At 65.6% G+C, this 13,301-nt stretch carries 13 protein-coding genes and 1 riboswitch; of the genes, 10 read left to right on the forward strand and 3 right to left on the reverse strand.

All coding sequences use genetic code 11. The features are described 5' to 3' along the window. Window positions 1-65: 65 nt before the first annotated feature. The 5 genes from sucC to dhaM all read left to right on the forward strand — a co-directional run bounded on the left by sucC (window position 66) and on the right by dhaM (window position 4,621). Complete coding sequence (gene sucC / locus ABIB56_RS05805; RefSeq protein WP_354568082.1) at window positions 66-1,229, forward strand: ADP-forming succinate--CoA ligase subunit beta; 1,164 nt, start codon at window positions 66-68, stop codon at window positions 1,227-1,229. Window positions 1,230-1,245: 16 nt separating this feature from the next. After that, complete coding sequence (gene sucD / locus ABIB56_RS05810) at window positions 1,246-2,148, forward strand: succinate--CoA ligase subunit alpha (RefSeq protein ID WP_354568083.1); 903 nt, start codon at window positions 1,246-1,248, stop codon at window positions 2,146-2,148. A gap of 96 nt (window positions 2,149-2,244) precedes the next feature. Beyond that, entirely contained in the window at window positions 2,245-3,243 is a 999-nt protein-coding gene (gene dhaK / locus ABIB56_RS05815; RefSeq protein WP_354568084.1) for a dihydroxyacetone kinase subunit DhaK, read from the forward strand. A 5-nt stretch (window positions 3,244-3,248) separates the two neighbouring features. Further along, complete coding sequence (dhaL, locus tag ABIB56_RS05820) at window positions 3,249-3,887, forward strand: dihydroxyacetone kinase subunit DhaL (protein ID WP_354568085.1); 639 nt, start codon at window positions 3,249-3,251, stop codon at window positions 3,885-3,887. Next, window positions 3,884-4,621: a dihydroxyacetone kinase phosphoryl donor subunit DhaM gene (dhaM, locus tag ABIB56_RS05825; RefSeq protein ID WP_354568087.1), complete on the forward strand. Its 738-nt coding sequence runs from the start codon at window positions 3,884-3,886 to the stop codon at window positions 4,619-4,621. Before dhaL ends, dhaM begins: the two co-directional genes overlap by 4 nt. 19 nt (window positions 4,622-4,640) lie before the next feature. Here the strand turns inward: dhaM and ABIB56_RS05830 are convergent, their stop codons facing one another. Continuing rightward, window positions 4,641-5,312 (reverse strand): DUF4166 domain-containing protein, encoded by a 672-nt coding sequence (locus tag ABIB56_RS05830; RefSeq protein ID WP_354568089.1) that lies wholly within the window; start codon window positions 5,310-5,312, stop codon window positions 4,641-4,643. After that, window positions 5,309-5,917: an SRPBCC family protein gene (locus tag ABIB56_RS05835; protein ID WP_354568091.1), complete on the reverse strand. Its 609-nt coding sequence runs from the start codon at window positions 5,915-5,917 to the stop codon at window positions 5,309-5,311. The genes ABIB56_RS05830 and ABIB56_RS05835 overlap by 4 nt, the downstream gene beginning before the upstream one ends. 173 nt (window positions 5,918-6,090) lie before the next feature. Here ABIB56_RS05835 and ABIB56_RS05840 point away from each other — a divergent pair, with 173 nt between their 5' ends. From ABIB56_RS05840 to purH, 3 genes are all read left to right on the forward strand, one after another. Continuing rightward, entirely contained in the window at window positions 6,091-7,302 is a 1,212-nt protein-coding gene (locus ABIB56_RS05840) for a cell division protein PerM (protein ID WP_354568093.1), read from the forward strand. Window positions 7,303-7,332: 30 nt separating this feature from the next. Then, window positions 7,333-7,926 (forward strand): phosphoribosylglycinamide formyltransferase, encoded by a 594-nt coding sequence (gene purN, locus ABIB56_RS05845; RefSeq protein WP_354568095.1) that lies wholly within the window; start codon window positions 7,333-7,335, stop codon window positions 7,924-7,926. Between the two features lie 150 nt (window positions 7,927-8,076). Then, window positions 8,077-8,159: riboswitch (ZMP/ZTP riboswitch) on the forward strand. Between the two features lie 39 nt (window positions 8,160-8,198). Then, window positions 8,199-9,821, forward strand: coding sequence for a bifunctional phosphoribosylaminoimidazolecarboxamide formyltransferase/IMP cyclohydrolase (gene purH, locus ABIB56_RS05850; protein WP_354568096.1), 1,623 nt, complete (start codon window positions 8,199-8,201; stop codon window positions 9,819-9,821). 340 nt (window positions 9,822-10,161) lie between these two features. Here purH and ABIB56_RS05855 read toward each other — a convergent pair whose 3' ends face one another. Further along, window positions 10,162-11,169 (reverse strand): ice-binding family protein, encoded by a 1,008-nt coding sequence (locus ABIB56_RS05855; RefSeq protein WP_354568098.1) that lies wholly within the window; start codon window positions 11,167-11,169, stop codon window positions 10,162-10,164. 475 nt (window positions 11,170-11,644) lie between these two features. Between ABIB56_RS05855 and ddaH the strand changes: the two genes are divergently transcribed. Then, on the forward strand, window positions 11,645-12,859 hold the full coding sequence (gene ddaH, locus ABIB56_RS05860; RefSeq protein ID WP_354568100.1) for a dimethylargininase: 1,215 nt from the start codon (window positions 11,645-11,647) through the stop codon (window positions 12,857-12,859). 128 nt (window positions 12,860-12,987) lie between these two features. After that, complete coding sequence (locus ABIB56_RS05865) at window positions 12,988-13,272, forward strand: Fe-S cluster assembly protein HesB (protein ID WP_354568102.1); 285 nt, start codon at window positions 12,988-12,990, stop codon at window positions 13,270-13,272. The last annotated feature ends 29 nt before the right edge of the window (window positions 13,273-13,301 follow it).

The raw sequence follows: 13,301 nt of genomic DNA on the forward strand, positions 1-13,301 counted from the left end.
GTCGAGACGTTGGAGATTTCGGCATGGGCCCATCAGACAAACGACCTGCGGATTGGACAAGCAGCGTGGATCTATTCGAGTACCAGGCCCGAGACCTTTTTGAGAGTTACGGGGTGCCGGTACTTGCCGGTATCACCGCGGACACTCCCGATGAGGTCCGCGCCGCAGCCCAGAAGCTCGGCGGCACCGTCGTCGTCAAGGCACAGGTCAAGGCCGGCGGGCGCGGCAAGGCCGGCGGAGTCAAGGTCGCTCACAATGCGGATGACGCGGCCACAGCATCCGAGGCCATCTTCGGTCTCGACATCAAGGGCCACACCGTCAAGCGCGTGATGGTCGCAGCGGGTGCGCGTATCGCATCCGAGTACTACTTCTCCGTGCTGCTGGACCGGGCGAACCGCTCCTACCTCTCCCTCTCGAGCTTCGAGGGTGGCGTGGAGATCGAGGTGCTCGCGGTCGAACGTCCGGAGGCACTCGCCCGCATCGAGGTTGACCCGCTGGTCGGCGTGGATCTCGCGAAGGCCAAGGAGATCGCCATCGCCGCCAAGTTCCCGGCCGAGATCATCGACAGGGTCGCACCGGTCTTCGTGAAGCTCTACGACGTTTACAAGGGCGAGGATGCGACCCTGGTGGAGGTCAACCCGCTCGTGCTCACCGAGGAGGGCGACATCATCGCTCTCGACGGCAAGGTCTCACTCGACGAGAACGCGGAGTTTCGTCACCCCAACCACGAAGCCCTTGTCGACTCCGGTGCCGAGGACCCGCTCGAGGCGAAGGCCAAGAAGCTCGGACTCAACTACGTCAAGCTCGACGGCGAGGTCGGCGTGATCGGCAACGGCGCTGGGCTCGTGATGTCCACCCTCGACGTGGTCAGCTACGCGGGTGAGAAATGGGGCGGCGCGAAGCCGGCCAACTTCCTCGACATCGGTGGCGGGGCATCCGCAGAGGTCATGGCCAACGGCCTCGATGTGATCCTGGGCGATGCTCAGGTCAAGAGTGTCTTCGTCAACGTCTTCGGTGGCATCACGTCGTGCGACGCCGTGGCGAACGGTATTGTCGGGGCGCTTAAGACGCTCGGCGACACCGCGAGCAAGCCGCTGGTCGTGCGTCTCGACGGCAACAAGGTCGAGGAGGGTCGCCAGATCCTGGCCGACTACGCCCACCCGCTCGTCTCGCTCGCAGACACCATGGACGAAGGCGCCGACAAGGCCGCCGAACTGGCTTCGAAGTAAGTAAGGGATAACGAGAATGTCGATCTTCCTCAACAAGGACTCCACGGTCATCGTCCAGGGCATCACCGGCGGCGAGGGCACCAAGCACACCGCACTGATGCTCAAGGCAGGCACCCAGGTGGTCGGTGGCGTGAACGCGCGCAAGGCCGGAACCACCGTCACCCACGCCGGTGTGGATGGGAGCAGCGTGGAGCTGCCCGTCTTCGGGGCTGTCTCCGAAGCCATCGAGAAAACTGGCGCCGACGTGTCGATCGTTTTCGTTCCGCCGGCTTTCGCCAAAGACGCGGTGCTCGAGGCCATCGAGGCCGAGATCCCGCTCGTCGTCGTGATCACCGAGGGCATCCCGATCCAGGATTCGGCCGAATTCTGGGCGACGGCGAAGGCCAAGGGCGGCAAGACCCGCATCATCGGTCCGAACTGCCCCGGCATCATCACTCCCGGCGAGTCGCTGGTGGGCATCACCCCGGCGACGATCACCGGAAAGGGTCCGATCGGCCTGGTCTCGAAGTCGGGAACGCTGACCTACCAGATGATGTACGAACTCCGCGATCTCGGCTTCTCGACAGCCATCGGCATCGGCGGCGACCCGATCATCGGAACCACGCACATCGACGCCCTTGCGGCCTTCGAAGCCGACCCCGAGACGAAGGCGATCGTCATGATCGGCGAGATCGGTGGTGACGCGGAAGAGCGCGCGGCCGACTACATCAAGGCGCACGTGACCAAGCCGGTCGTCGGCTATGTCGCAGGCTTCACCGCCCCGGAGGGCAAGACGATGGGCCACGCAGGCGCCATCGTCTCGTCGGGCGCTGGGACTGCGCAGGGCAAGAAGGAAGCCCTCGAGGCTGCCGGGGTCAAGGTCGGCAAGACACCGAGCGAGACCGCGAATCTCATGCGCGAGGTGCTTGCTGCCCTGTAGGTCTGCGCCGGGATGACTGCTCGCCGAGCACTCTGGCGCGCCGCGTATCCGCCGGTCTAACTTGGGAATAACAGAACTCGAGGAAGAGGTGCCAGCGTGAAGAAGCTCATCAACGACCCGGCGAACGTGTTGGCGGATTCCCTCATGGGGGTGGCGGCCGCGCATCCGGAGCTCAGAGTCGACCACACCAACAGGATCATCTACCGCGGTGAACCGACGAGAGCAGGCAAAGTCGCCGTGATCTCCGGCGGCGGCTCGGGACACGAACCCCTGCACGGCGGATTCGTCGGGCTCGGAATGCTCGACGCGGCGATCTCCGGCGAGGTGTTCACCTCGCCGACACCCGACCAGGTGCAGGAGGCCACCAAGGTCGCGGACGGCGGGGCGGGGGTGCTGCACATCGTGAAGAACTACACCGGCGACGTCATGAACTTCGAGATGGCTGCGGAACTCGCGGATGCCGAGACCGGCGTCAAGGTCGAGACCGTCGTGACCAACGACGATGTCGCGGTGGAGGATTCCACCTACACGGCCGGCCGGCGCGGCGTGGGCGTCACAGTGCTGCTCGAGAAGATCGTCGGCGCGGCCGCCGAGGAGGGCCGCGACCTCGCGGCTGTGGCCGACCTGGCCCGCCGGGTTAACTCATCCGGCCGGTCGATGGGCATGGCGCTCACCAGCTGCACCGTCCCTGCGGCGGGCAAACCCACCTTCGACCTGCCTGATGACATGATGGAGATGGGGGTCGGAATCCATGGGGAGCCCGGGCGTCACCGGGTGCCGCTGGCTCCGGCATCCGACATCGCGCAGCAGCTGGTCGAGCCGATTCTGCACGACTTCGACTTCACCGGCGGTCCTGCCATCGTGATGTTGAACGGGATGGGTGGCACGCCGCTGATCGAGCTGTACCTGATGTACGGGGAGGTGGCGAAGATCCTCGAGAAGTCGGGGATCACGGTCGCCCGTAACCTGGTCGGCAACTACATCACGTCGCTCGACATGGCCGGCTGTTCGGTGACCCTGCTCACAGCTGACGACGAACTTCTGAAACTCTGGGATGCGCCGGTCAACACTGCCGGCCTTCGCTGGGGGGTTTAGAAACTATGGCTGCTGGCACTGTCACGCTTCCTCAACTGGTCGACTGGATCACGCGTTTCAGCGCTGTGGTCACCGAGAACCGCAGCTACCTCACCGAACTGGACTCGGCAATCGGGGATGCCGATCACGGTGCGAACATGGCGCGGGGAATGACCGCGGTTGTCGAGAAGATCGGCGCGGCGCCGGCTTCGGCCGTCGACGAGCTCTTCAAGTCCGTCGGCATGACCCTCGTCTCGTCTGTTGGCGGGGCGAGCGGGCCGCTCTACGGAACCTTCTTCCTGCGGTTCGGAACGACCGCGGGAGCGGCAACCGAACTGGATGCGGCCGCGCTCGGCGCCGCACTGCGGGCAGGGCTCGAAGGCGTGGTCGCACGCGGCAAGGCCGAAGTCGGCGACAAGACCATGCTCGACTCCATGGTGCCAGCATTGGATGCCTTCGACGCGGAGGTTGCATCGGGCGCGGATGCCGCGGCAGCAGCCTCCGCGGCAGCATCGGCCGCGGCGATCGGGCGTGACGCCACCGAGCCCCTCGTGGCGCGCAAGGGCCGGGCCAGCTACCTCGGGGACCGCAGCTCCGGCCACCTCGACCCCGGCGCGACATCCACCGCCTACCTGTTCCAGACGCTCAGCGAAGCACTCGCGTGATCGGTATCGTCGTCGTCTCGCACAGCCCGGCGCTGGCGCAGGCGGCGGTCGACCTCGCCCTAGAGATGGTGGCCGGTGACAGGCCGGCGATCGCGATCGCGGCGGGTGCGGGCGACGGCGTGATCGGCACGGATGCCACGAAGGTCGCCGCGGCGATCGACGAGGTCGCAGGCCCCGACGGCGTACTCGTGGTGATGGATCTGGGTTCGGCGGTGATGAGCGCCGAGATGGCCCTCGACTTCCGTACCTCCGACGTCGAGGTGAAACTCTCCAGCGCGCCATTCGTCGAAGGACTCCTGGCGGCCATCGTGACGGCGTCCGGTGGCGCGAACCTCGCCGATGTCGCCAGTGAGGCGAATGCGGCCCTCGACCCGAAACGGGGGATGCTCGGCGATCCCCCGCCGGTCGCCGAGGCCTCCGTTGAGGCCGCCGCGCCGCAGGCGAACGCTGAAGAACTGACCATCATGAACCGCGACGGCCTCCATGCCCGACCAGCGGCGACGCTCGTCTCAGCGCTCGCCGGATTCGACGCGAAGGTCACGATCGCCAACACGCGAACCGAAGGCAAGCCGGTGGCTGGCAACAGCCTCATCGGGCTGCTGTCACTCGGCGCGAAGGAGGGCGACGTGGTGGTGGTGGCCGCATCCGGTCCCCAGGCCGCGGAGGCACTCGACAGGGTGCGCGAACTTGTGACCTCGGGCTTCGGCGAGATGGGTGACGCAGCGGCGGGCTGACCGCGCACGCGAAGGAGCGTCAGACTCGGCGCTCGTGACGAACCGGTTTGAGGCGGTCAGGGGCATCCGTCGCCTCGGGAAACTCGCAGCTGAATTCGCCCTCGTAGCCGAAGAGAAAGCCGAATATCGGGTTACGCACTTCGAGGCGTATTCGATAGACGCCCGCCTCCTCGTCATAGCTCTCGCGCAGGTCGGCGCGACCACTGAGCAGCATGGGGAAGCGGAAGGCGATGAATCGGCCCTCGTAGAAGCGCTGCGCATCCGAGCGGAGATGAAGCGAGCCGTCCCCGTCAACCGAGAGGTCGAGATCCACCGCGAGGTGCTGGTGGGTGCCGAGATAGTCGAGCACCCGGCCGTGGGTGTAGATCATCGTCGCGTCGAAACGGCTCGGATGCTTGCGCACCCGGTACTCCCGCACGAAGGTCACCGTCTCGCGCCCGAACGGGTCGCGGTAGGGATAGTTCTCGATGGTGAACGGCACGTCCCGCCCGACGTCCGGGATCAGGATGTTGCGCACCTTGCCGATCTTCAGGAAGGGAACCGTCCACCACGGTCCGCGACGTACGTGCGACATCACACCCCGACCGACACAGGCGTACCCCGCGTCGAGGCCCACGCCGAATCGTTTCTGCATCATCGGATGCAGGCGCTCGAAGTCTTTGCCGAGTGCGCGTTCGAAGATCGAGGTCATGGCGCCTCCAACGTTTCGAGGGTCGTCGGAGCATCATCCATGGCCCTGCCACGCTGCGGCACGCGTTCGCATCGCCCCGCCCGCGGCCTGTCCGCCCGCCAGAACGCGAGTACGGATGCCACAGGCCAGCGCTCGGGTTCGACCCCGGTCTCCGCCCAGATCCGCAACCTGTCGAAGCTCCACGCCGTCATCCAACCGATGAGACGCCGCAGCAGGAACGTGTCGAGCACCCGGCCCCATCCCGGCCGATAGTCGTAGCCGGTGCTGAAGACGACACCCTCCGTCGTGGGAACGTAGCGCCAGTAGCCGCGTCCGTCGCCGAGCGGCGACAGGCGATCGCGGGTATCGAAGCGCAGGGCAGATGTCCGCGTGCCGTCGGGACGGGCGCGTTCGCCGAGCGACGTGCCGGTTCCGCGGATGGTGTGCAGCGGCATCCGTCGTTCGTAGGCGAAGCGGTAACCGCCGCTCGCCAGTTCGCCAGCCATGGTGATTCGGCTGAAGCGCAGATCCCAGCGGGGATGCAGTTCGGCGTTCTGCGTGAGCTCCCAGACGCGTTCGAGGTCGGCGCCGATAACGATGCGCACATACACTGCCGACGACGTCATCCCCACAGCATGGCCGAAAACGCAGGAGATACCCGACGGCGACGCGCGTTTCCGGCCGCAATCGTTCGGCAGGGCACCGATGTCCTGCGTTTTCGTGAAGTGCGCTGTCGAGTTCGTGAAAGACGGACCGGCGAGCCGCGGATGCGAGGGTGCGCAGGTAGGCTCCGACGGGTATGAATCGTCCGCTCACCGCCCTCTTCGCCGCGCTCGAAGCGTTGCTCGTCGCCGCGATCGGCGTGGGCATCCCGCTCGTGCCGCTGACCATCCTCTGGGCCGTTCAGTACGGACTGCAGATCGACTGGATCGTCTTCTGGCGGGCCGCGACCGACATCTGGCTTCTCGGCTCGGGCGTCGACGTGACGATGACGCTCAACCCGGCCATCGTCGCCAGCCTGGGCTTCACGGGGGCGGGCACCCCGTTCATCCTGACCATCGCACCGCTCGGTTTCGCGCTGCTCACCGCGCTGCTCGGTGTGCGAGCCGGGCGCCGCATCGTCGAGACACCGCACTATCGACTCGGCATCCTCGTCGCGATCGGAACCTTCGCCGTCGTATCGCTCGGCATCACGCTCAGCACGGTCTTCGCGTCCGCCCGCCCCTCGATCTGGCAGGGCACGCTGCTGCCGACTTTGGTGTTTGCGCTCGGTATTGTGATCGGCGAGCAGCTCGGCCGGCGGGGGATCGCGGATGCCCGTCCCGGCCGAATTCGCGGATGGTTCGCCGACTGGCGGCCGCAGTATCGAGCCACCGTCGGCACGGCCCTTCGGGGCGGAGCGGTGGCCGCCTCGATGGTGCTGGTCGTCTCAGCCCTCCTGGTCGCCGTGCTGCTGCTCACCAGTTACGCGAAGATCATCTCGCTCTACGAGGGCATGCACGCCGGCCTGCTCGGTGGCATCGCCGTCACCGTCGGCCAGTTCGCCTTCCTGCCGAATCTGGTGATCTGGGCGGCGTCCTGGCTGGTCGGCCCCGGTTTCGCCGTGGGAACTGGTTCCTCCGTCGGTCCGCTCGGCACGAGCCTCGGGCCGATTCCCGGTGTACCGATTCTCGGCGCGCTGCCGAGCGGCGACCTCGGCTGGGGCTTCCTCGGCCTGCTCGTTCCCGTGCTCGCCGGGTTCGCGGCGGCGATCGTGCTGCGTCCGCGTCTCGTGCGAGAGCTTGGTGCTGTCGGGCGTGGGCCATGGCTGCTGCTGACCGGCATTCTCGTCGGTATTGCCGGGGGCATCCTGCTCGGCTTCCTGGCCTGGGTCTCGGCCGGTTCCGCAGGTCCCGGGCGTCTCATCGACGTGGGGCCTTCACCGTGGCTGGTGGGTGGATTCGCTGCCCTCGAAATCGGTCTGGCAGCGATCGTTGGGCTCTTCGCGGGGCGACCTTCCCGCACGGAGTAGCCGAACCTCTCGCCACGGTAGGCTCGGGGGGTGCTTTCACTGGTCGTCCTGATCTCCGGCGGCGGATCGAACCTTCGCTCTCTTCTTGAGGCGTCGGAGGACGCGGAGTTTCCGGCCAGGGTCGTCGCTGTCGGAGCAGATCGCGACGCCGACGGCTTCGAACACGCCGAGCACTTCGGCATTCCCACCTTCGCGGCCGCCCTCTCCAGCTTCCCGGATCGCGAGAGTTGGGGCGACGCCATCCTCGAACAGATCCAGGCATGGACGCCCGACCTCGTGATTCTCAGCGGGTTCATGAAGCTGCTGCCGCCCAGGGTCATCGCGGCGCTCAGTCCCAACCTGATCAACACGCATCCGGCCTACCTGCCGGAGTTCCCAGGAGCTCACGGCGTGCGGGACGCACTCGCTGCCGGCGCGACCGAGACCGGGGCGAGCATCATCATCGTCGACAATGGCATCGATGCCGGCCCGATCATCGCCCAGCGCAGGGTTCTGGTGCTGCCGGGTGACACCGAGGCCACACTGCACGAGCGCATCAAGCCGGTCGAGCGCGAGCTGCTGCTGCAGGCCGTGCTGGATGTCGCGAACGGTGCCGTCTCCCTCGAGAAGCTCGCGCGCGCCTAACTCGCGCTATCCAGCGTTAACTCGCGCTATCCAGCGTTAACTCGCGCTATCCAGCATCGCCGAGTTGGCAGTTGTGGTGACTTCGCGTCCCTTTGGCTCGCCACAAGTGCCAAGTCGATGAGAGACGAGGCGACCGCGCGGCGTTTAGACTTGTACTGTCGCGACTGGCGTTGAGATGGGCAACCATCGGGGAGCGACCCTGATCGTTTCGGCCGTTCGCCTGGGCTGAACCGGACCCCTTTGTCGTCCGGTCATGCCATAAGGAGCCGTCAGTGTCCGTTAACAATCCAGCGTCAGCATCCGCCCATTCCTCTTCCGACTATCGCGATCGGGATGCCATCCCGATCACCCGCGCACTTATCTCAGTGAGCGACAAGACCGGCCTGCTCGAGCTCGCCGCAGCCCTCGCAGGCGCCGGGGTCGAGATCGTCTCCACCGGCTCGACCGCCAAGACCATCGCCGATGCCGGGCACCCCGTCACCGAGGTTGCCCAGGTCACCGGCTTTCCAGAGTCCCTCGACGGCCGGGTTAAGACGTTGCACCCCGCGATCCACGCAGGCATCCTCGCGGACCTCCGCCTGGCGAGCCACGAGGTACAACTCGCCGAACTGGGCGTGAAGCCCTTCGAACTCGTTGTGGTAAATCTCTATCCGTTCGTCGAGACCATCGCCTCCGGAGTGACCGGCGATGCCGCGATCGAGCAGATCGACATCGGCGGCCCTGCCATGGTGCGTGCTGCTGCCAAGAACCACGCCAATGTCGCGATCGCCGTCTCGCCCGACAGCTACGCGCAGGTCATCAAGGCGGTGACGCTCGGCGGCACGACGTTGGCCCAACGCCAGCGTCTCGCGGGCGAGGCCTTCGCGCACACCGCCGCCTATGACACCGCCGTTGCCGACTTCTTCGCGAAGAATATCGGCGTCCGCGCCGAGCACCCTTTCGAGGAGGCTGACATTTTCGAACTGCGTGCCAGTCTCAAGAACGTTCTTCGCTACGGCGAGAACTCGCACCAGGATGCCTCCCTGTACGTCACTACAGACGGAGCTGGCATCGCGCAGGCGACCCAGCTGCACGGCAAGGAGATGTCGTACAACAACTACGTGGATGCGGATGCAGCCCTCCGCACCGCCTACGACTTCAGCGAGCCGGCCGTCGCCATCATCAAGCACGCCCAGCCCTGCGGAATCGCGGTCGCTCGTGGTGCCGGCGATCCGATCGCCTCAGCCCACCTGCGCGCGCACGAGTGCGACCCTGTGTCGGCCTACGGCGGCGTGATCGCGGCCAACCGCACAGTCTCGCTGGAGATGGCGAAGGCGGTCAAAGACATCTTCACCGAGGTTGTGATCGCGCCCGACTTCGAACCGGAGGCGCTGGAACTGCTGCAGACGAAGAAGAACCTGAGGCTGCTCAAGCTGCCCGCCGGGTACCACCGCGAAGACACCGAGTTTAAGCAGATCAGCGGTGGACTGCTGGTGCAGCAGCCCGATGTCTTCGACAACTTCAGCTCCGACGGCTGGACGCTGGTCGCCGGCGAGGAGGCGGATGCCGCCACTCGCGCCGATCTCGAGTTCGCCTGGCGTGCCGTGCGTGCGGTCAAGTCCAACGCGATCCTGCTCGCTCACGACGGGGCGTCGGTCGGAGTCGGCATGGGGCAGGTCAACCGGGTCGACTCGTGCCGCCTCGCGGTGAGCCGGGCAGGGGAGCGGGCCGCGGGTTCCGTTGCGGCATCCGATGCCTTCTTCCCCTTCGCCGACGGCCTGCAGATTTTGCTCGACGCCGACATCACCGCTGTGGCCCAGCCCGGCGGTTCTGTGCGTGACGACGAAGTGATCGCGGCGGCGAAGGCTGCCGGCGTGACGATGTACTTCACCGGGGAGCGCCACTTCTATCACTAAGGGATAGTCGCTGACCGAGCCTGTCGAGATCTCGGCAGGCTTCACGGGCCCCATGTCGGGCAGGCTAAACGCGAACGCGTCCGACCGCTGCCGACTGATGCCAGCAACGACGCGGGAGTGTCCGGTCGCGATGCGGCTGCCGGTCTAGGACGTTCGCGCACAAGGACTAACAGTCCTATGGGCTCACACCAGGTGTCGATTGTTGGAGCACTGTTGGGTCGAAGAACGAGGGGGCGATGTTGACGCGCTCGCGGGTTCAGCGGTGGTTTGGCTCCGGCTCAGTGACCCTCGATCAATTGGTTTCGCTGGATTGGCGGCAATGGGATCTTCGGCCTGGTGCTTACTCGGCGCGATGTCGGGAACCTAGGGGGTGCACCTTTAGGGTTCGTCGCCGATGGAGCACGAGGATCAGACCAGCGAATATGAGCAAGGATCCAGCAATCGTTGGTGCAGTCGAGTCGAATCCCGTGGACGGGAGGGTCGGTCCGCTGGCTGCAGCGGCCCGGGCATCCGCAGCGCTGGCAGCCGATGCCGCTGCTGCCGCGGCTGCTTGTCGTTGGGCCGCAAGGCGGGCGATGGTCGCGTTCGAGGGGGAACTCGCGACGATGGCCGAGCGCGCACCACACTCCGTAGATCGGCTGATCACGTTGTCGTCTAGTGTCACCGCACCGTTACGAGCGAGCAGTCGTCCGGTGATGGTTGCGCCGGTGTTCGCGGTTATGGAAGCCAGAGCGAGGATTGTGCCGACAAAGGTCGAGCCGCTGCCAAGGGTTGCCGAGCTTCCTACCTTCCAGTAAACATTGCACTGGTTGGCTCCGCCGATAAAGAGCACGCGGCTCGCGGAACCGGTGATCAGAGTCGATGCCGCTTGGAAGATGAAGACGGATGACGCGTCCCCGTTAAGTGTCAGGTCGCCGTTTATCGATAGAGCGTCGCCCGAGTAGACGCCAGGGGCGAGCGTTTGGCCACCCAGATCGATGAGGTTCGACACGTCGGGGGTGCGCCCGGCCGCATCGTTGTAGGCGGTGGTCACATCGACCTGTGCCTGTTCTGCTTGGGCATCGGTTGCGTGAATGACTCCGTTGTTGATCTGGCCCGGTGGAAATCCGACGACAGATGTTCCCGGGTCAAGCCCAACATCGCCGTCATTGATCACGCTGTTACCTGTGTTCGTGACCGTTGTGCTCGCCAGCACGTTATAGCTGTCGGCCGTACCAAGGCCAACGTTCGGGGGTGTCACTGCGCTTGCGGCATCGGAAGACGCCAGGACGACGACGGCCACCAGCCCGGCGCCGAGACCTGTGCTGAAAACGAGACGCGCACGTGAACGTAGAGGAGAAATAGACACAGGCCCGCCTTTCGCGAAGTTCTTCATGAAATTCAGCAGGGTTCGGGTCGATGCCTATGTTCCATATTTCTACTCTGACCAAACCTGACGTTCTATACCCCATTTGGGGGGTAAGAACGGGCTATTCGTTCGGAACACAATGGAACGCGGAGTCCTCCCACTGTGACACACTTCGGCGCTGTGGCGGCTGCCTTCGAACTCGAGCTGCATCGCTCCGCGTCCCGCTCGCGCTCGAACCGCAAAGCGTGGGGAAGGATCGTTCCACTCTCGACGGTCGCCCACACTTGTTCTAAACCGGCTCGAAACTCTTCCCCAACCCGTAGAGACCGGTGTATTCGGTGGCGCCAAAACTCACTCATCGAATGAGAACGGCGAGCCCAGAGTCTCCCGTAGCTTCAGCGCGCAAAGCTCTCGGCAGGCTCGGTCAGAGCGTAGTCAGCCGGTTCATAGTCGTCGTCCCATAGGGTCGGTGACCATGACTGTCATCGCTCGGCCTGTTCCGTTCCTGCGTCGCCTCGCCGCCGCCCTCATCACGGCCCTCGCCGTCGCAGCCAGCGTGCAGGCGGTGACCGTGCTGCTCTTCTACGTTGGGGCTGGCGCAGACATCACGACCTTCACGCAGCTGAGCGACTTCTTCCTCGCTTCGAGTCTCATCGCGTTCTTCGCGCTCGCCGTGTTCGCCTTGGTCGGCATCTACCGCTACTGGTACACGCGGCTCATCGGCGGCCTCGTCGCGGCGTTGATCGCCGCCGTTCTTGGCACGCTGCTCAACGTGCTCACCAGCGGCTCGACGGTTCCCGCCGACCTCGCCACTCAGCTCTTCGGAACCCTCGTCGGGCCGAACCTCCTCTTCGTCGTACTCGTCACCGTTGGCACGCTGACTATCGGCGAGCGGGTGTGGCGCGCGATCGTCGGCAGCACCACCGACGAGAGCCGCGTCGCCATCGTGCGTGCGCCAGCTGAGAACCTCGCCGAGGGTGAGGTCACCCACATCCAGCGCACGCCGCTCGACACCGAGCTCGCGAACACCCAGTGGGACAACTACGTCGCAACGATCGCGAATGCGGGCTGGGACATCGTGGAGGTGCCCGTCGCCCACGGCCACGCAGACTCAGTCTTCGTCGAAGATGCCGTGGTGCTCTTCGGCGATCTCGCCGTGATCGCGAGCCCCGGCGCCGAGTCTCGTCGCGGCGAAACTGCGGAGGCCGAGAAGACAGTGCGCAGCCTCGGACTCACGATCGCACGCATCGAGCAGCCGGGCACGCTCGACGGCGGCGACGTGCTCAAGGTCGGAAAGACCGTCTACGTCGGACGCGGCGGACGCACGAATGCGGAGGGCATCCGCCAGCTCCGGAGCATCGTCGCCCCTTTCGGATACACCGTGGTCGCCGTGCCCGTCACGAAGGCCCTGCACCTCAAGAGCGCGGTGACCGCCCTCCCGGATGGCACAGTCATCGGTTACGAAGCCCTGGTCGACACCACCTCGATCTTCGACCGTTATCTCGCCGTTCCGGAGGCGACGGGTGTCGCCGTGGTCGTGCTCGCGTCCGACACGGTGCTCATGGCCAGCTCCGCGCCGCAAAGCGCGGCTCTCATCGCCGACCTCGGATATCGGGTGCTCACCGTCGACATCAGCGAGTTCGAGAAGCTCGAGGGATGTGTCACCTGCCTGTCGGTGCGCTTGCGCTAGAACACCGGAACGGATGGCCGCGAAGTCACTTGTGAATGGCCTCAGAGTTACCTGAGTTTTCTTGCACCCCGTGTGCAGATGCGGAAGCGTAGCCAACTCCGATCGCAGGTAATCGAAAGGATTCATCCATGCTTACACTCACCGACTCGGCAAACACTGTTGTCACGACCATCACCGAGCGCACTCCGGACATCAAGGATGCGGGGCTCCGCATCAGCACCGACGAGGCGCAGGCCGGCGAATTCGCCGTCGCCATCGCGCCTGCCCCCGAGCCCACCGACACTGTCGTTCCCAGTGCGGGCGCGAAGGTCTACCTCGAAGAGAAGGCCGCCATCGCACTCGACGACAAGGTGCTCGACGCCCAGTTCACGGACGACGGTTCCGTGCGCTTCGCCATCGGCACCCAGGAGTAGCTTCCTCGCAGTCTCGACGCTGGCCCCGA

The sequence above is a fragment of the Glaciihabitans sp. UYNi722 genome (assembly GCF_040549465.1).
In the GTDB taxonomy this organism is placed as follows: domain Bacteria; phylum Actinomycetota; class Actinomycetes; order Actinomycetales; family Microbacteriaceae; genus Lacisediminihabitans.